Origin of the sequence: Serratia sp. CY32780 (assembly GCF_052169135.1) — a bacterium.
GTDB classification, from domain to species: Bacteria; Pseudomonadota; Gammaproteobacteria; order Enterobacterales; family Enterobacteriaceae; genus Serratia; species Serratia sarumanii.
This window is the reverse complement of the sequence record NZ_JBJNLI010000003.1, coordinates 192344-210239: the sequence shown is the minus strand read 5'-3', so window position 1 is coordinate 210239 and position 17896 is coordinate 192344. Positions and strand designations below refer to the sequence as shown.

Sequence of the window (17896 nt, the reverse complement as noted above, 5' to 3'; positions counted from 1 at the left end):
AACGACGCATGCCTGACCTTTCACGCAGAGACATCCTGCGGGCTGCCGCCATCGGATCGGCTTTCTCACTGTTGCCCGCCTCGATTCGCAAAGCGCTGGCCATTCCCGCCAATAACCGCACCGGCACCCTGCGCGACGTCGCACACGTGGTGATCCTGATGCAGGAGAATCGCTCTTTCGACCACTACTTCGGCACCCTGCCTGGCGTGCGCGGCTTCAGCGATCGCTTCACCATTCCACTGCCCGGCGATCGCCACGTCTGGCAGCAGCAGGGCGCCGAGCGGCTGGTGCTGCCCTACCACCTGGACAGCCAACGCGGCAACGCCCAGCGCGTCACCGGCACGCCGCACTCGTGGGTGGATGAGCAAGCCGCCTGGGATCACGGCCGCATGAGCGCCTGGCCCACCTACAAAACGCCGGCCTCGATGGGCTACTATCGCCAGCAGGAGCTGCCGTTCCAGTTCGCGCTGGCCAACGCCTTTACCCTGTGCGACGCCTATCACTGCTCCATTCACGCCGGTACTAACACCAACCGGCTGTTCCACTGGACCGGCACCAACGGCCCGTCCGCCGCCGACGTGGCGGTGGTGGTCAACGAGTGGGACAGCCCCGGCCCGGCGGAGATTGGCTACCAGTGGACAACCTATCCGGAACGGCTGGAGGCAAACGGCGTCAGCTGGAAGGTGTATCAATTCCTGCCGGACAACTTTACCGACAACCCGCTGGCGGGTTTTCGCCAATACCGCGCCGCCAGCATTCAGGTGGGCAATCCGGCGCGACCGCCGAAAGACTTCAACGCCTTCGTGCCCTACAGCGATGCGCTCAACGAGGCCGCGCCGCTGTACAAGGGCAACGGCAACACCCTGCCGGCCGCCGACGGCAACGATCTGGACGCCATGCTGGCCGGATTCCGCGCCGACGTGCAGCAGGGCAAACTGCCGCAGGTCAGCTGGATCATCGCGCCGGCGGCCTATTCGGAACACCCCGATCCCTCCAGCCCGGTGCAGGGCGGCTGGTTCACCCAAGAGATCCTCAACGCGCTGACCGACAACCCGGAGGTGTGGAGTAAAACCGTCCTGCTGGTCAACTACGACGAAAACGACGGCTTTTTTGACCATATGCCTTCGCCTTCCGCGCCGTCGCTGCGCGAAGACGGCAGCTTCGCCGGTAAATCGACCGTGCCGTTCGACACCGAGATCTTCCAGCACGTGGCCCCGCCCGGTTCGCAGGATCAACCGCCGCCGGACGGCCGCATCTACGGCCCCGGCCCACGGGTGCCGATGCTGGTGCTGTCGCCCTGGAGCCGCGGCGGCTGGGTCAACTCGCAGGTCTTCGATCACACCTCGGTGCTGCAATTTTTGGAAAAGCGCTTTCAGGTGCATGAACCCAACATCAGCGCCTGGCGCCGCGCCGTGTGCGGCGATCTCACCTCGGCGTTCAACTTTGTCGATCCTAACGGCGAAGCGCTGCCGAGCCTGCCCGCCACCAGCCGCCACGCCGCCGACGGCCTGCGCCTGCGCCAGGAACAGCTGCCGCAGGTGCCGCTGCCATCCCTCGCCCACCAGCGTTTGCCCCACCAACGCCGCCTGGCGCGCCCTTCCCGCGCGTTGCCCTACCAGCTGCACGTCGAAGCCACCGTCGCGGCCGAGCAGCGCCGCGTGACGCTGAACCTGTTCAATACCGGCGAGCAGGGAGCGGTGTTTCACGTCTACGATCGGCGGGATCTGACGCAGATCCCGCGCCGTTTTACCGTCGAGGCGGGTAAGGCGGTCAGCGACGACTGGCTGGCGAAGAATGAGTACCATCTGTGGTTGCTCGGCCCCAACGGCTTTCATCGCGAGCTGCGCGGCACCCTGAGCCGGCCGCAGCCGGAGGTGCGTTTGCGCCCGACGGGCCGCAGCCTGCTGCTGCAGCTGAACAATCCGGGCACCGAAGCGATAGCGGTCACCCTCGAACGCTGCCCCTACACGCAGCAAGGGCCGTGGCCTATCACGCTGCCGGCGGGCGGCAACCACCAGCAAGCGTTTGACGCCCGCGCCAGCGGCGGTTGGTATGACCTTACGCTGCAAGGCGCCGACGGCTGGCTGCGCCGCCTGGCGGGGCGGCTGGAGGATGGCGAACACAGCGTCAGCGACCCGCTGATGGGCCAGGGGTAATCGATCGGCATCAAGGGAGTTCAAAAAGCGAAAGGATATCGCTTATCATTGCGTTCTCGTTCCCAGCCGATTACCCAAGGATCTTCATGCCCGCTGTTCTTATCGCCAAAGCCGGCCGCTGGTTGGCCGCCTGCGTTTTGCTGTTGGCCGGCGCCGCTCAAGCCGCGCCTATCGTCGTCACCGATGTCGCCGGCCGTCAGGTCACCCTGCCGCAACCGGCCAAACGCGTTCTTCTGGCCGATGCCCGCGCGCTACTGGCGCTGAATATTCTGCACCCGCAGCAGCCGCTGAAAAACATCATCGCCTGGGACAACTCGCTGAAGGTCAAAGCACCGGATCTGGTTGAGGCCTATGCGAAAAAATTTCCGCAGGTCATGCAAATCCCTACCTTCGACAACCCCTACACCAGTGATTTCAGCGTGGAAAGCGCGGTGGTGCGCCAACCGGACCTGATCATTTTCGACATCGGTCTGCTGAGCAAATTGAAAGACAGCGGCGTACTGACCCAGTTGGAAAAAGTCGGCATCCCGGTGCTGATCATCGATTTTCGCCAGCAGCCGCTGACCAACACCGTCGCCAGCATGGCGCTGTTGGGTAAAGTGTTTGACGAGCAGCCCAACGCCGACGCCTTTATTCGCCTCTATCAGCAGCGCCTCGAGCTGGTGCGCCAGCGCGTCGCCACGCTGAAACCGGAGCAGCGCCCCAGCGTCTTCATCGAGCGCAGCGCCGGCATCAAAGGCGAGCAGTGCTGCAACACCTTCGGCAAAGGCAGCTTCGGGCAGTTCATCGATACCGCCGGCGGCAACAATATCGGCAGCAAGCTGTTTTCAGACATGGGCGGTGAAGTGAACGTCGAGCAGGTGATCAGCAGCAACCCGGATTTCTATCTGCTGACCGGCGCCGACTGGAGCCGCGGGCATCGCGGCACGCTGGCGGTGCCGCTGGGTTACGCTACCGATATGGCCACCAGCCAAAAGAAACTGGCGCATTTGCTGGATCGCACCGGCATTAACGTGCTGAAAGCGGTGAAAGAAAAACGCGTGATGGCGATTTACCATCAATTTTACGACACGCCGCTCAACTTTATCGCGGTTGAGGCGATCGCCAAATTCCTGCACCCGACGCTGTTTAAAGATATTGATCCGCAAGCGGATATCGAAATGGTGCATCAGAAATTCACCGCGCTGGATTACAGCGGCGTCTTCTGGCTTACGCCGCAATAACCCCCGCCAGGGCCCGCCAGCCGGGCCCTGTTTCCCGCATTCATTATTTAGTTACCCACTTAACTATCCCGTAACAATTCTATTTACTTGCCAATAATTATCATTAAGATTGTCTTTTCTAAAAAAACACATCCGGGTCTGAAACTCTTAAGGCATTATTATGTCACCTCTTTTTCGGCTTTCCCTGCTGACGGCTGCCATCGCCGTCGCGTTCCCTGTCCTTGCTACTGATAATTCATCTCAGAACGATACCGATACCGTGACCGTCGTCGGCAACTGGCTGGACAACCCTGATACCAGTTCGGTGCTGCTCAACCATCCGGGCGCGCGTTCCATCGTCACCCAGCAGCAGATGCACGAACAGGGCGACCAAACCATCGCCGACAGCCTGCGCGGCGTACCCGGCGTGCAGGTGCGCGACAGCAACGGCACCGGCGGCAGCGACATCTCGCTCAACGTCGGCGTGCGCGGCCTGACTTCGCGTCTTTCTCCGCGCTCCACCATTTTGATGGACGGCGTCCCGCTGGCGGTCGCGCCTTACGGCCAGCCGCAGCTGTCGATGGCCCCGCTGTCTATCGGTAATCTGCAATCGGTGGACGTGGTGCGCGGCGGCGGCGCGGTGCGCTACGGGCCGCAGAACGTCGGCGGCGTGATCAACTTCGTTACCCGAGACATTCCCAAAACGTTTGGCGGCACCGCCAGCGTACAAACCCAGGGCGCCAGCCACGGCGGCCTGAAGACCCTGACCAGCGCCTCCGTGGGCGGCACCGCAGACAACGGCCTCGGCGCCGAGCTGCTCTACTCCGGCCTGCACGGCCAGGGCTACCGCGACAACAACGACAACACCGACATCGACGATTTCATGCTGAAAACGCGTTATGCGTTCAGCGATCGCGACGAGCTGCTGGCCAATTTCCACTACTACGACGCCAAAGCCGGCATGCCGGGCGGGCTGAGTGCCGCGCAATACGCGCAAAACCCGTTCCAATCCACGCGGCCGTGGGACCAGTTCGAAGGCCGCCGCAAGGATATGTCGTTCAAGTACAAACATCAGGAAGACGACAAACAGTTCGAAGTGTTGACCTACTTCACCGACAGTTATCGCGGCAGCAACATCGAATCGGAAGGCACCGGCAAAAACGCGGGCCAGCGGCGCATGGTCTCCTATCCGCGTCACTATTCAACCTGGGCTATCGAACCAAGCTATTCGCAGGTCTTCCGCTTCTGGGATATGGCGCACGAGATCACCCTCGGTTACCGTTACCTGAATGAAACCATGGACGAAAAGGCGTCGCGTTCGGCCTGGTATAATCCGGCGGATATCGGCTCGACGCCGGAGACCCCGGACTATTACCAGCACACCTCCGGCGGCACCGCGGCCAACGCGTTCTATATCGACGACACCATCAACGTCGGCAACTGGACGGTCACGCCGGGCCTGCGTTATGAAAGCATCCGCACCCACGTGGACGATGCCTTCAACAACATCAGCCGCGAGAAAAGCTACAGCGAACCGCTGCCGTCCTTGAACGTGATGTACCACCTGTCCGATTCCTGGAAGCTGTTCGCCAACGCCAACACCTCGTTCGGCAGCATGCAGTATTTCCAACTGACCAAAGGCGGCAACGGCAACCAACCTGCGCCGGGGCTGACGGCGGAGAAAGCGCATACCTATGAATTCGGCACCCGCTACGACGATACCGTGGTCAAAGCCGAAGCCACGCTGTTCTACATCGACTTCGATAATCAGCTGCAATACATCAGCAACGACGTGGGCTGGACCAATATGGGCGCCACCAAGCATAAAGGCATCGAGCTGGCGCTCAGCTACGATCTCAGCGAGCTGAACCGGGCGCTCGACGGCGCCAGCGTCTACACCAGCTATACCTACACCAAGGCCAGCACCGATAAGGGCGACTTCGCCGGTAAAGACCTGCCGTTCTACTCGCGCCAGGTCTATACCGTCGGCACGCGCTACGCCACCGGCAGCTGGGTATGGAATCTGGACGGCTACGCGCAGTCCAAACAGCATTCGCCGGGCACCGGGCCGGAGTACATCACGCAGGAAAGCGCCGATGGTCAGTTCGGCGATATCGCCGGTTACATGGTGTGGAATATGCGCGGGGAATATAACTTCGGGCCGCAGCTGTCGAACCTGACGCTGGGCGCCGGGGTGAAAAACCTGTTCGATCAGCGTTACTTCACCCGCTCCAACGACAATAACTTCGGCAAGTACGTCGGCGAACCGCGCACCTTCTTCGTGCAGGGGTCGATCGCCTTCTGATACCGAGGCCCCGCCGGGGCCTCGGTATCACCGACAGTAAAGGCGAAACAGGCGCGCCAGGTGCGCGCCCATCGGCGTCAAAGTGGTGTCCTTGCGTTGGATAAGATAAAACGTCGCTTTCGGCAGACTCTCTTCCAGCTCGAGCGGCACCAAATGCTTGCCCAGAATCGGATCCGAAATCACGTCCACCGACAGAATGCTAACAAAATCGCTCTGCGCCACCAGGCTGGTACAAGCCATAAAGGTCTCGCAGGTCACGCTGATCGACGGCGCCATGCCCAAGTCCCCGAACAGATCGTGCAATAACCGGTAATAACTGCCTTTCGGTGTCGGCATGGTCCAGTCGCAGTGCTGCAGCTGTTTCAGCGAGGTCGCCCCCTCCATCGGATGCCCTTTGCGCACCACCACCCGATACTCTTTTTCCATCAGCCGTTCGTACTGCAACTCGTTGTCGAGGCTGCTGGGATAGTAGGTATTGACGGTAAAATCCAGCTCGCCCTGGCGCAGTTCAGGGATCATCGACACCAGCTGCCCCTCGACGATGCGCACCTTCACGTTGGGATACTCACGATGAAACTGCGTGACCACCTGCGGCATCACGGTGCGCGCAATGCTGCCACCAACGCCGATATTCACCGTGCCGCCCGCCAACCCCAACCGCTGTTGGATATCTTCCTGCGCCACCCGCAGCTCTTCAAGGATCAGGCTGGCATGCTGGAAAAAGTTATCGCCGCAGTCGGTCAAGACCACACCCTGGCTACGGCGAATAAACAACTTGGCGCCCAGCACCTCTTCCAGCTCCTGAATGGCCTTGGTCAGTGCAGGCTGGGAAAGGCGTGAGGTGCGGCTGGCGGCGCGGATGCTGCCCTGGCGGCTAACGTCCACAAATGCACGCAATTGGTGCAATTTTATCGAGGCTGGCATAGGCGAAAGGCGATAACCGTTATTTATCAATAGCAAGATATTGGCATCTTATTTAGCCAGATTCCATTGTGTACATTCGGGAAAAACATAATAAATAACCAAATTCTTATTTCGCTTAATTAAGCGCATTTTCTGCGCCAATAAGCGCCATTCACGGCAGTTAGTAACCAAATACACCTTTTTCTTTGCAATAGCTTCACCGTCTGATTTCAGTTCAGAGCATAACTGCTGCCTGGAGCGATCCAGCGCGCGATAACTTATGAGATATCACTATGACTAATTCGCTTTCGATGTTGGTGGCCGATTTGTACCCGCAATTGCAGGCCTGGCGCCGCGACTTCCATCGCTATGCTGAGTCCGGCTGGTTTGAGTTCCGCACCGCTACCCTGGTGGCGGAAGAACTCGATCGGCTGGGTTATCGCCTGCAGCTGGGCCGCGAGGTCATCAAGGCAGAGTCTCGCATGGGGCTGCCTTCGTCCGATGAGCTGGAAGCGCAGGAACAGCGCGCCCGCAATCAGGGGGCGTTGGAAAAATGGTTGCCGCACTTTTCCGGCGGCTTCGCCGGCATCGTCGCAACGCTCGATACCGGCCGCCCCGGCCCAACCATCGCCTACCGCGTGGATATGGACGCCCTCGATCTCAACGAATTGCTGGAACCCGAACACCTGCCGTTCCGTGAAGGCTTCGCCTCTTGCAACAGCGGCATGATGCATGCATGCGGTCATGACGGCCATACCACCATCGGCCTGGGGCTGGCGCACGTCTTCAAAAGCCTGGAGTCCCAGCTTAGCGGCACCGTCAAACTGATCTTCCAGCCGGCGGAAGAAGGCACCCGCGGCGCAAAATCGATGGTGGAGGCCGGCGTGGTGGACGACGTCGATTTCTTCACCGCGGTGCATATCGGCACCGGCGTGCCGGCCGGTGAGCTGGTGTGCGGCAGCGACAGCTTTATGGCCACCAGCAAGCTGGACGTCACCTTCCGCGGCGTCGCCTCCCATGCCGGCGCCAGGCCGGAGGACGGTCGCAACGCTCTGCTGGCAGCGGCCCAGGCTGCGCTGGGGCTTTACGCCATCCCGCGCCACAGCGAAGGCAGCTCGCGCATCAATGTCGGCGTGCTGCAGGCCGGCACCGGCCGCAACGTGATCGCCGATCGGGCGTTTATGAAGGTGGAAACGCGCGGCGCCACCAATGAGATCAACGCGTTCGTCTATCAGCAGGCGCTGAACGCCATCGAAGGCGCAGCCAAGATGCACGGGGTCGCCTGCAACATCGCGCTGATGGGCGCTGCGCAGAGCAGCAAACCGACCCAACCGTGGGTGGATTACATCCGCCGCCAGGCACAGCAGGTAACCGAGCTGACCTCGGTGGTCGATCGCCGCGAACAGGCTGCGGGTTCAGAAGACGCCACCTACATGATGGAGCGGGTGAAATCCCGCGGCGGCCAGGCCTCATACGTCATTTTCGGCACCGAGCTGAGCGCCGGGCACCATAACGAAAAATTCGACTTCAACGAGCAGGTGATGGCGGTGGCGGTGAAAACGCTGGCGTCGCTGGCGCTGAACCTGCCGACATTCGGGAGCGAAGCATGAGCAACTCAACACCGCAGGCATTTATCGACGACTACATTGACCAACGCCGGCCCCGCTTCAGCGCGCTGAGCGACGCGATTTGGGACCACCCGGAAACGCGCTTCAACGAGACCTATTCCGCCACGTTGCTGGCCGATGCGCTGGAGCAGGAAGGTTTCTCGGTCGAACGCGGCGTGGGCGACATCGAGACGGCGTTTATCGCCAGCTACGGCAGCGGCCACCCGGTCATCGCGCTGCTGGGCGAGTACGACGCGCTGGCCGGGCTGAGCCAGCAGGCGGGCTGCGCCACGCCGCAGCCACTGGTGGAAAACGGCAACGGCCATGGCTGTGGCCACAACCTGCTGGGCACTGCGGCGCTGGCGGGCGCCTTCGCCGCCAAGGCGTGGATGCAGCAGAACCGGCTGACCGGCACCTTGCGCTTCTACGGCTGCCCGGGCGAAGAAGGCGGCTCCGGCAAAACCTTTATGGTGCGCGAAGGCCTGTTCGACGACGTCGATGCCGCCCTCACCTGGCACCCGGAAGGCTTCAGCGGCATGTTCAATACCAGTACGCTGGCCAACATTCAGGCGGCGTTTCACTTCAAGGGCGTCGCCGCCCATGCCGCCAACTCGCCGCACCTGGGGCGCAGCGCGCTGGACGCGGTGACGCTGATGAATACCGGCGCCAACTTCCTGCGCGAACATATCGTGCAAGAAGCGCGGCTGCACTACGCGGTCACCAACACCGGCGGCAGCTCCCCCAACGTGGTGCAGGCCGACGCCGAGGTGTTGTACCTGATCCGCGCGCCGCAGCTCGACCAGGCGCAGGACATTTACCAACGGGTGATTAACATCGCCAAGGGCGCAGCGCTGATGACTGACACCCGGATGGAAGTGCGCTTCGACAAGGCCTGCTCCAACTATGTGCCAAACCGCAGCCTGGAACGCGCGATGTATCAAAACCTGTGTGATTTCGGTCTGCCCGAGTACAGCGACGCCGAACGCCGCTTCGCCGAGGAAATCCGCCAGACGCTGAGCCGCGACGATCTGCGCAACGCCAAACTCAACATTGCCCGCACCGGCGGCGCAGCCGGGCGCGAGTGGGTGCAGTTGCTGGGAGAAAAGGTGCTGATGGACGAGGTCGCTCCTTATGTGGAATCCGACGACCTGCTGTACGGTTCTACCGACGTTGGCGACGTAAGCTGGGTGGCGCCGACCGCCCAATGCTTTAGCCCCTGTTTCGCACTCGGCACCCCTCTGCACACCTGGCAACTGGTGGCGCAGGGCCGCACCGCTATCGCCCATAAGGGCATGTGCCTGGCCGGCAAGGTGATGGCGGCGACCGCCATCGATCTGCTGAGCGACAGCGCTCTGCTGGCGCGCTGCCGCAGCGAGTTTGAACGCCGGCGCGCCGAACAGCCGTACCGCTGCCCAATCCCGCAGGGGGTGAAACCCTCCCCATTGAAATAGCATGAACAGACAGGGCCCGGAGAACCGGGCCACTAAGCATAATTATAAATAAATCAAATAATAACAATCACACAACAGAGCAAACACAGAGGGTAAAATCATGAGTGAGGCCACAACGCCAATCAATAAAAGCCCCGGACGCGTTTTTTACTGGGTGGAACGCATCGGCAATAAGATCCCCAATCCGTTTTTACTGTTCGTCTATTTGATCCTGGTGCTTATGCTGGCCACCGCGCTGTTTTCCTGGCTCGACGTGGCGGTGAAAAATCCGGCCACCGGCGAGCTCATCAAGGTCAATAACCTGATGAGCGTGGCGGGCATGCAGTGGATATTTCCCAACATCATCCATAACTTCAGCAGCTTTGCGCCGCTGGGGGCTATTTTGGCGCTGGTAATAGGCGCCGGCCTGGCGGAAAAGGTCGGCCTGCTGCAGGCGCTGATGTACAAAATGGCCTCGCGCGTCAGCGCCCGCTACGCCAGTTATATGGTGCTGTTTATCGCCTTCTTCAGCCATATCTCGTCGGACGCCGCGCTGGTGGTGATGCCGCCCCTTGGCGCGCTGATGTTTGTGGCGGTGGGCCGCCACCCGATAGCCGGACTGCTGGCGGCGATCGCCGGCGTCGCCTCCGGCTTTACCGCCAACCTGTTGATCGTCACCACCGACGTATTGCTTTCCGGCATCAGCACCGAAGCCACCAAAGCGGTGGATGGCGCGGTTCACGTTAGCGTAATCGACAACTGGTACTTTATGGCCACCTCCGTGATCGTGCTGACCATCGCCGGCGCGCTGCTCACCGACAAGTTTATCGAGCCCCGGCTGCCGAAGTGGCAAGGCGGCGCCGAAGACAAAATCGCAGCGCTGACCCCGTTGCAAAACCGGGGGCTGATGATGAGCGGCATCGCCGCGCTGGTGTTTATCGCCATCATCGCCGCTCTGGTGGTGCCGGAGGCCGCGCCGCTGCGTGACCCGAACACCGGTTCGGTGATCCCTTCCCCGTTCATCAAGGGTATAGTGCCGATCATCATCCTGTTCTTCTTCACCGTCGCCATTACCTATGGCGTGGTCACCAAACAGATCCGGCGGCCGGATGACATTCCCCACCACTTGCTCGATCCGATGAAAAGTATGGCGGGTTTTATCGTGATGGTGTTTCCGCTGTCGCAGTTCGTGGCGTTCTTTAACTGGAGCAACATAGGCAAGTTTATGGCCGTCGGCCTGACCGATATGCTGGAAGCCGCCGGCATGAGTGGCGCGCCGGCATTTCTCGGCCTGATGTTCCTCTCCGCCTTCCTGTGCATGTTCATCGCCAGCGGCTCGGCGATCTGGTCAATTTTGGCGCCGATCTTCGTGCCGATGTTTATGCTGCTCGGTTTCCACCCGGCGTTCGCCCAGATGATCTTTCGCATCGCCGACTCTGCGGTACTGCCGCTGGCGCCGATGTCGCCGTTCCTGCCGCTGTTCCTCGGCTTCCTGCAGCGCTACCGCAAAGACGCGCAGCTCGGCACTTATTACGTGCTGATCCTGCCCTATCCCGTGGTGTTCTTCAGCGTGTGGATTTTGCTGCTGCTGGTCTGGTATGCGCTTGGGTTGCCAATCGGCCCGGGCGTGTATCCGAAACTGGGCTAAACCGCCCCGCTACCTCGCCCCCGAGCCGGCTCGCGGGGCGGGTTCTCTTCCCCCCGATCCCCGAAAAAAATTGATCTTCCTCACCCTCCCAACGCCCCAGCGCATTATTTCATTGCCTTGCTAAACCGGTTCTTCTATTTTAGCACCCCATCTGACAAGGACAAAAACAGGGATTAAGCATGATGAATCGCGTATGGGTACTGGGCGACGCCGTGATCGACCTGGTGCCGGAAAATGCCAACGGTTATCTCAAATGCCCCGGCGGCGCGCCGGCTAACGTGGCGGTGGGTATCGCCCGGCTCGGTGGCGACAGCGCTTTTATCGGGCGAGTGGGGCAAGACAGCTTCGGCGCCTTTTTGCAGCGGGTGCTGAGCGATGAAGGGGTGGATATCAGCCATATGCGGCCGGATCCCGAACACCACACCTCCACGGTCGTGGTGGATCTCGATCTGCAGGGTGAGCGCTCATTCACGTTTATGGTGCAGCCCAGCGCCGATCTGTTTTTGCAACCCGACGATCTGCCGGCTTTCCAACGGGGGGAATGGCTGCACCTCTGCTCCATCGCGCTCTCGCAGGAGCCCAGCCGCAGCGCGGCCTTTACCGCGATGGAGCGCATTCGGGCGGCCGGTGGCCGGGTCAGTTTCGATCCCAACATCCGCGAAGAGGTCTGGCGCCAGCCGGAAGCGCTGCGCCCCTGCCTGCAAAAGGCGCTGCTGCTGGCGGACGTGGTGAAACTGTCGCGCGAAGAGCTGGCTTTCATCAGCCATCTTGACGATCCGGAGAACGCCATTCGCTGGATGATGCAAACCTATCCGCTGCGCCTGCTGCTGGTGACGCTGGGCGGCGACGGCGTCTGCGTACACGATGGGCAGCGTCTGCGCCATTTCCACGCGCCATCGATCGTGCCGGTCGATACCACCGGCGCCGGCGACGCCTTCGTCGCCGGGCTGTTAGCGGCGCTGGCGCGCCTTCACGAATTGCCGCAGGAAGCGCAATGGCCGGCGGTTATCGCCCAGGCCCAGGCCTGCGGCGCGCTGGCCACCACCGCCAAAGGCGCCATGACCGCCCTGCCCCGCGCCGACGAGCTGGCCGCTTTCCTGCGTTGATCTTCAGCATTCACGGCGATCCGCAGGTTCGCCGTGCTTTTACCCACGATTTGCGCGCTCGATCACAATAGCTGAATCGGGTTAGCTAACTGAGTTGCCAGCTCGCTTCGCTCTCGTTATCTTTCGCCATGAAAAACCGGTTTAGCAATTTAGCAAACAATAATAACAACCCTTACCCGGATGATAGACGATGATGAAAAAACTCAGCTATTTGGCGATAACAACAGGGCTTTTCCTCTCCGCTTCCAGCGCAGCGGCCTCGGGCAGCGGCAGCATCGAGGCGCGTCTCAACGCGCTGGAACAACGTCTGGCGCAGGCGGAACGGCGCGCCGCACAGGCTGAAACCCGCGCGACGGCGGCGGAACGTCGGGCGCAACAGCTGGAACAACGCACCACCAACACCGAACGGCAAACCGCGCAGATTGCACAGCATGCCGCCACGCCGGAAACACCGATTGCCAACTCCAGCGTGCTGAAACTTAGCGGATTCAATGACCTGAAGCTGTACGGGGATGTGGAGTTCAATCTGGACGGCGCCAGCCGCAGCGGCCAACTGACGTCGCTGAAAGGCAGCGACCACAAGGACTGGAAGCCCGGCAACAAAGAACGTTGGGATATCAACGGCCGTATTCTGGTCGGGTTGGACGGCTACCGCCGCAATCAGGACGGCAACTTCTCCGGCTTCAGCGTGCAGCCGCTGGCGGACATGACCGGCAAAATGAACCTGGACGACGCCGCCTTCTTCTTCGGCAATGAAAAGAACTGGCAAACCAAAATCGGCCGCTTTGAAGCCTACGACATGTTCCCGCTGAATCAGGACACCTTCATTCAATACTCCGGCAATACCGCCAACGATCTGTACGCCGACGGCTTCGGCTATATCTACATGATGAAAGAGGGCCGCGGCCGCAGCAGCAGCGGCGGCAACCTGATGCTGAGCAAATACGCCGGTGATGTCTATTTCGAACTGAACACGCTGGTGGAGGATGGCACTTCGCTGTTCCAGGACAACAGCTACCACGGCAACGCCCTGGACAATAAGAAAAACGTCGCCTATTTACGGCCGGTGATCGCCTGGAAAAAAGACGCCTTCAGCATCGCGGCGGCGATGGAAAGCAACGTGGTGAATAACGCCTACGGCTATCGGGACAGCCAGGGCCGTTTCGTCGATCAGTCCAAGCGCAACGGCTACGGCATGACGATGAGCTGGAACAACAGCGCCGCCGATCCGGACAACGGCGTGGTGGCCAACCTGAGCACCGCCTATCTGGATGCCTCAGGCGAGCAAGACTTCACCGCCGGCGTCAACGTGCTGTGGCGGCGCTTCGAACTGGGTTATATCTATGCCCATAACAATATCAAAGAGTTCAATACCGCCGGGATCGCCGCCGATATCCACAACCCGCTCAGCGAACCGGGCAACTACGACATCCACACCGTTCACGCGTCGTATCAGATACCTGACATTATGAATATGAAGAATTTCAATTTGTATTTGGGCGCCTATGTGTCGCTGCTGGAAGCCAACGCCGACAACAAGATAGCCAACGGCGACAGCGATCAACGTTACGGCATGCGCGCCAGATTCAAGTATTTCTTCTGACATCGATTCACGTCGCTGCGCCGCAAACGGCGCGGCGGCATTTTTATTTAGCAAGGGGACAACATGGACATTACCGCAACCGCCAACGCGCTGTTGCCGCTGCTCGGCGGTAAAGAAAACATCGCCAGCGCCGCCCACTGCGCCACGCGCCTGCGCCTGGTGCTGGTGGACGACAGCAAGGTGGACAAAGAGGCCATCGGCAAACTGGACGGCGTCAAAGGCTGCTTCAGCAACGCCGGTCAGATCCAGGTGATCTTCGGCACCGGGCTGGTCAACAAGGTGCATGCGGAATTCATCAAGGCGGCGGGCGTCAGCGAATCCAGCAAGGCCGAAGCCGCCGATATTGCGGCGAAAAAGCTCAACCCGCTGCAGCGCATCGCCCGCCTGCTGTCGAACATCTTCGTGCCGATCATTCCGGCGATCGTCGCGTCCGGCCTGCTGATGGGGCTGCTCGGCATGGTGAAAACCTACGGCTGGGCCGATGCCAACAGCGCGCTGTTCATCATGCTGGATATGTTCAGCTCGGCGGCGTTCATTATCCTGCCGATTCTGATCGGCTTCACCGCCGCACGCGAATTCGGCGGCAATCCCTACCTGGGCGCCACGCTCGGCGGCATTTTGACGCATCCGGCGCTGACCAACGCCTGGGGCGTCGCCGGAGGGTTCCACACCATGAACTTCTTCGGTCTGGACATCGCCATGATCGGCTATCAGGGCACCGTGTTCCCGGTGCTGCTGACGGTGTGGTTCATGAGCGTGCTGGAAAAACGGCTGCGCAAGGTGATCCCCAACGCGCTCGATCTGATCCTGACGCCGTTCCTGACGGTGGTCATCTCAGGCTTTGTCGCTCTGCTGTTTATCGGCCCCGCCGGCCGCGCGCTGGGCGACGGCATCTCCTTCGTGCTCAGCACGCTGATTGCCCATGCGGGCTGGTTCGCCGGGCTGCTGTTCGGCGGTCTCTATTCCGCTATCGTCATCACCGGCATTCACCACAGTTTCCATGCGGTAGAGGCCGGGCTGCTCGGCAATCCCAATATCGGCGTCAACTTCCTGCTGCCGATCTGGTCGATGGCCAACATCGCGCAGGGCGGCGCCTGCCTGGCGGTGTATTTCAAAACCCGCGACGCCAAAATCAAAGCCATCGCGGTGCCGTCGGCCTTTTCCGCCATGCTCGGCATCACCGAAGCGGCGCTGTTCGGCATCAACCTGCGCTTCGTGAAGCCTTTCCTGGCGGCGCTGGCGGGCGGCGCGCTCGGCGGCGCCTGGGTGGTGGCCAACCACGTCGGCATGAATGCGGTCGGGCTGACGGCGATCCCCGGCATGGCGATCGTGCAGGCCAGTTCGCTGGTCAGCTATATCATCGGCCTGGCGATCGCTTTTGGCAGCGCCTTCGCGCTCTCCCTGCTGCTGAAATATAAAACGGACGCGCAATGATGGAAGAACTCAGCTTAATCAAACAGGCGCTGCGGGCGGTCATGAACGGCCAGCCACGCGCGCTGCGCGATCCGCACCGCCCGGCCTGGCATCTGGCGCCCAGCGTTGGCCTGCTGAACGATCCCAATGGCTTTATCCAGCACAATGGCGTTTATCACCTGTTCTATCAGTGGAACCCGCTGGGCTGCGATCATCGCAACAAGTGCTGGGGACACTGGCAATCGACCGATTTATTGCGTTGGGAACATCAGCCGATCGCCCTGGCGCCGGGCGCCTGTTACGACAGCCACGGCTGTTATTCCGGCTCGGCGGTGGTGGCGGAAGACAAAATCACGCTGATCTACACCGGCAACGTGAAATTCCCCGACGGCTCGCGCACCGCTTACCAATGCCTGGCTCAGGAAAGCGATCGGGGCGAATACCGCAAACTCGGGCCGGTGCTGCCGCTGCCGGAGGGCTACAGCGGCCACGTACGCGATCCGAAAGTGTGGCGTCATCAGGATGCCTGGTACATGGTGCTCGGCGCGCGTGACTTGCAGGATCGCGGCAAGGTGCTGCTGCTGCGTTCCTGCGATCTGCGCGACTGGCAAGCGCTGGGGGAGATCGCCGGTTCCGGCCTGAACGACCTGGGTGAATTCGGCTACATGTGGGAGTGCCCGGATCTGTTCTCGCTGGACGGCGACGACGTGTTGATCTGCTGCCCGCAGGGGCTGGCGCCGCAGCCGGAACGCTATCTCAACCGTTATCAGGCCGGCTATCTGCTCGGCAAGCTGGATTACCGGCAGGCGGCCTTCAGCCACGGCGAATTTCGCGAGCTGGACGCCGGCTTCGAGTTCTACGCGCCCCAGACGACGCAGGCAGAAGATGGCCGCCGCCTGCTGTTCGGCTGGATGGGCGTGCCCGAGCAAGATGAAGAAGCCCACCCGACGCGCCGTTACGGCTGGATCCACACCATGACCTGCCCGCGCGAGCTGTCGCTGCAGCATGGCCGCCTCTACCAGCACCCGGCACGCGAGCTGCAACAGCTGCGCGGCGAGCGGGCTGGCTGGCAAGGCCGCGCCGATGACGCCCCCGCCTATGCGCTGGGCGCCGCGGAGTTGCAGCTGACGCCGCAGGGCGCGTTCAGCGCCGCCTTTGGCGACGCCATGACGCTGAGCTGGGACGGCGAACGGCTGCAGCTGACGCGCGCTTCCCTGGCCGACGGTAGGCCGGAGCACCGTTACTGGCGCGGCCCGGTCACGCATCTGCAGCTGCTGTTCGATCGTTCCAGCGTGGAGATTTTCATCAACCACGGCGAGGCGGTGATGAGCGCGCGCTACTTCCCGGCAGCTGAACCGCAACTGCGGCTGAACGGGAGCGCGCCGCTGGCGTTGGAATACTGGCCGCTGACGCCATGCATGCTAGAATGACGCATCCTCCGATGACTTCAGACGGCGTCAGTGAAAAAAAATAAACGCATTACCATCAGTGACATCGCCACGCTGGCCGGGGTGTCGAAATCGACCGCCAGCCTGGTGCTGAACGGCCGCAGCAAGGAATACCGGGTGTCCGACGACACCCGCGATCGCATTCTGGCGCTGGCGCACGAACACCATTATCAGCCCAGCATCCACGCCCGCTCTTTGCGCTCCAACCGCAGCCACACGCTGGGGCTGGTGGTGCCGGAGATGACCAACTACGGCTTTGCGGTGATCTCGCGCGAGCTGGAAACGCTGTGCCGCGAGGCCGGTCTGCAGCTGTTGATCGCCTGTACCGATGAAAACCCGGCGCAGGAGATGATGGCGGTGAACAGTCTGGTGCAGCGGCAGGTCGACGGCCTGATCGTCGCCTCCAGCCAGCTGAACGACGCGGAATACCAGAAGATCAACGCCGGGCTGCCGGTGGTGCAGATGGATCGCCTGATCGCCGGTTCCGAACTGCCGCTGGTGATCACCGACTCGGTTAATGCGACCGCCGACCTGGTGGAAAAGGTCGCGCGTCAGCATCCGGATGAGATCTATTTTCTCGGCGGGCAACCGCGCATTTCACCGACCCGCGATCGGCTGGCCGGCTTCCAGCTTGGCCTGGAGCGCGCCGGCGTATCGTGCAAACCGGAATGGATCATCAACGGCAGCTATCACCCCAGCTCGGGTTACGAGATGTTCGCTCAGCTGTGCGCACAGCTGGGGCGTCCGCCCAAAGCGCTGTTCACCGCCGCCTGCGGCCTGTTGGAAGGGGTATTGCGTTATCTGACTCAGCATCAGCTAATGGAAAGCGACATCCACCTATGCAGCTTCGACGATCACTACCTGTTCGACTGCATGACGTTGAAGATAGACACGGTGGCGCAGGACTGCCGGGCGCTGGCGCAACATAGCTTCAGCCAGGTCACCGCGCTCATCGACGAGCGGCCGCTGGAACAGAACGCGCTTTACCTGCCGGGCCGTATCCACTGGCGCCATGCCGGTTCGCGGGCGTTGTTGGCCGAGGAGTGATATTTCTGAATCTATAAAAAAGGGCGCC

12 protein-coding genes are annotated in these 17896 nt (G+C 61.4%); 11 read left to right on the top strand and 1 reads right to left on the bottom strand.

The features are described from left to right. Nucleotides 1-8: 8 nt before the first annotated feature. The 3 genes from ACJ8HH_RS17240 (at nucleotide 9) to ACJ8HH_RS17230 (ending at nucleotide 5663) form a co-directional block, all read left to right on the top strand. The gene (locus tag ACJ8HH_RS17240; protein WP_060451966.1) at nucleotides 9-2156 is read left to right on the top strand and encodes a phosphocholine-specific phospholipase C; all 2148 of its coding nucleotides are present in this window, start codon (nucleotides 9-11) and stop codon (nucleotides 2154-2156) included. Nucleotides 2157-2242: 86 nt separating this feature from the next. Next, the gene (locus tag ACJ8HH_RS17235) at nucleotides 2243-3379 is read left to right on the top strand and encodes an ABC transporter substrate-binding protein (protein WP_060428887.1); all 1137 of its coding nucleotides are present in this window, start codon (nucleotides 2243-2245) and stop codon (nucleotides 3377-3379) included. A gap of 160 nt (nucleotides 3380-3539) precedes the next feature. Beyond that, nucleotides 3540-5663 carry a TonB-dependent receptor family protein gene (locus ACJ8HH_RS17230; RefSeq protein WP_049196202.1) on the top strand — a complete coding sequence of 708 codons (2124 nt, stop codon included), beginning with the start codon at nucleotides 3540-3542 and terminating at the stop codon, nucleotides 5661-5663. 27 nt (nucleotides 5664-5690) lie between these two features. Here ACJ8HH_RS17230 and ACJ8HH_RS17225 read toward each other — a convergent pair whose 3' ends face one another. Beyond that, nucleotides 5691-6587 carry a LysR family transcriptional regulator gene (locus tag ACJ8HH_RS17225; RefSeq protein WP_025304273.1) on the bottom strand — a complete coding sequence of 299 codons (897 nt, stop codon included), beginning with the start codon at nucleotides 6585-6587 and terminating at the stop codon, nucleotides 5691-5693. Nucleotides 6588-6859: 272 nt separating this feature from the next. Between ACJ8HH_RS17225 and ACJ8HH_RS17220 the strand changes: the two genes are divergently transcribed. From ACJ8HH_RS17220 to ACJ8HH_RS17185, 8 genes are all read left to right on the top strand, one after another. Continuing rightward, entirely contained in the window at nucleotides 6860-8176 is a 1317-nt protein-coding gene (locus tag ACJ8HH_RS17220; RefSeq protein ID WP_060451965.1) for a M20 family metallo-hydrolase, read from the top strand. After that, complete coding sequence (locus tag ACJ8HH_RS17215; protein ID WP_060451964.1) at nucleotides 8173-9624, top strand: M20 family metallopeptidase; 1452 nt, start codon at nucleotides 8173-8175, stop codon at nucleotides 9622-9624. The genes ACJ8HH_RS17220 and ACJ8HH_RS17215 overlap by 4 nt, the downstream gene beginning before the upstream one ends. Before the next feature lie 100 nt (nucleotides 9625-9724). Further along, the gene (gene abgT, locus ACJ8HH_RS17210) at nucleotides 9725-11251 is read left to right on the top strand and encodes a p-aminobenzoyl-glutamate transporter (RefSeq protein ID WP_033649086.1); all 1527 of its coding nucleotides are present in this window, start codon (nucleotides 9725-9727) and stop codon (nucleotides 11249-11251) included. A 179-nt stretch (nucleotides 11252-11430) separates the two neighbouring features. Then, nucleotides 11431-12357, top strand: coding sequence for an aminoimidazole riboside kinase (locus ACJ8HH_RS17205; protein WP_060451963.1), 927 nt, complete (start codon nucleotides 11431-11433; stop codon nucleotides 12355-12357). A gap of 193 nt (nucleotides 12358-12550) precedes the next feature. Further along, nucleotides 12551-13960, top strand: coding sequence for a carbohydrate porin (locus tag ACJ8HH_RS17200; RefSeq protein WP_033649110.1), 1410 nt, complete (start codon nucleotides 12551-12553; stop codon nucleotides 13958-13960). A gap of 63 nt (nucleotides 13961-14023) precedes the next feature. Beyond that, the gene (locus ACJ8HH_RS17195) at nucleotides 14024-15394 is read left to right on the top strand and encodes a sucrose-specific PTS transporter subunit IIBC (protein ID WP_033649084.1); all 1371 of its coding nucleotides are present in this window, start codon (nucleotides 14024-14026) and stop codon (nucleotides 15392-15394) included. Beyond that, on the top strand, nucleotides 15394-16803 hold the full coding sequence (locus tag ACJ8HH_RS17190; protein ID WP_060419839.1) for a sucrose-6-phosphate hydrolase: 1410 nt from the start codon (nucleotides 15394-15396) through the stop codon (nucleotides 16801-16803). Before ACJ8HH_RS17195 ends, ACJ8HH_RS17190 begins: the two co-directional genes overlap by 1 nt. Before the next feature lie 30 nt (nucleotides 16804-16833). Further along, complete coding sequence (locus ACJ8HH_RS17185) at nucleotides 16834-17868, top strand: LacI family DNA-binding transcriptional regulator (protein ID WP_033636042.1); 1035 nt, start codon at nucleotides 16834-16836, stop codon at nucleotides 17866-17868. The last annotated feature ends 28 nt before the right edge of the window (nucleotides 17869-17896 follow it).

Excerpts from the sequence above, each read along its gene's own strand:
- ACJ8HH_RS17240 (WP_060451966.1), top strand. The coding sequence starts at position 9 with ATGCCTGACCTTTCACGCAGAGACATCCTGCGGGCTGCCGCCATCGGA.
- ACJ8HH_RS17235 (WP_060428887.1), top strand. The coding sequence starts at position 2,243 with ATGCCCGCTGTTCTTATCGCCAAAGCCGGCCGCTGGTTGGCCGCCTGC.
- ACJ8HH_RS17230 (WP_049196202.1), top strand. The coding sequence starts at position 3,540 with ATGTCACCTCTTTTTCGGCTTTCCCTGCTGACGGCTGCCATCGCCGTC.
- ACJ8HH_RS17225 (WP_025304273.1), bottom strand. The coding sequence starts at position 6,587 with ATGCCAGCCTCGATAAAATTGCACCAATTGCGTGCATTTGTGGACGTT.
- ACJ8HH_RS17220 (WP_060451965.1), top strand. The coding sequence starts at position 6,860 with ATGACTAATTCGCTTTCGATGTTGGTGGCCGATTTGTACCCGCAATTG.
- ACJ8HH_RS17215 (WP_060451964.1), top strand. The coding sequence starts at position 8,173 with ATGAGCAACTCAACACCGCAGGCATTTATCGACGACTACATTGACCAA.
- abgT (WP_033649086.1), top strand. The coding sequence starts at position 9,725 with ATGAGTGAGGCCACAACGCCAATCAATAAAAGCCCCGGACGCGTTTTT.
- ACJ8HH_RS17205 (WP_060451963.1), top strand. The coding sequence starts at position 11,431 with ATGATGAATCGCGTATGGGTACTGGGCGACGCCGTGATCGACCTGGTG.
- ACJ8HH_RS17200 (WP_033649110.1), top strand. The coding sequence starts at position 12,551 with ATGAAAAAACTCAGCTATTTGGCGATAACAACAGGGCTTTTCCTCTCC.
- ACJ8HH_RS17195 (WP_033649084.1), top strand. The coding sequence starts at position 14,024 with ATGGACATTACCGCAACCGCCAACGCGCTGTTGCCGCTGCTCGGCGGT.
- ACJ8HH_RS17190 (WP_060419839.1), top strand. The coding sequence starts at position 15,394 with ATGGAAGAACTCAGCTTAATCAAACAGGCGCTGCGGGCGGTCATGAAC.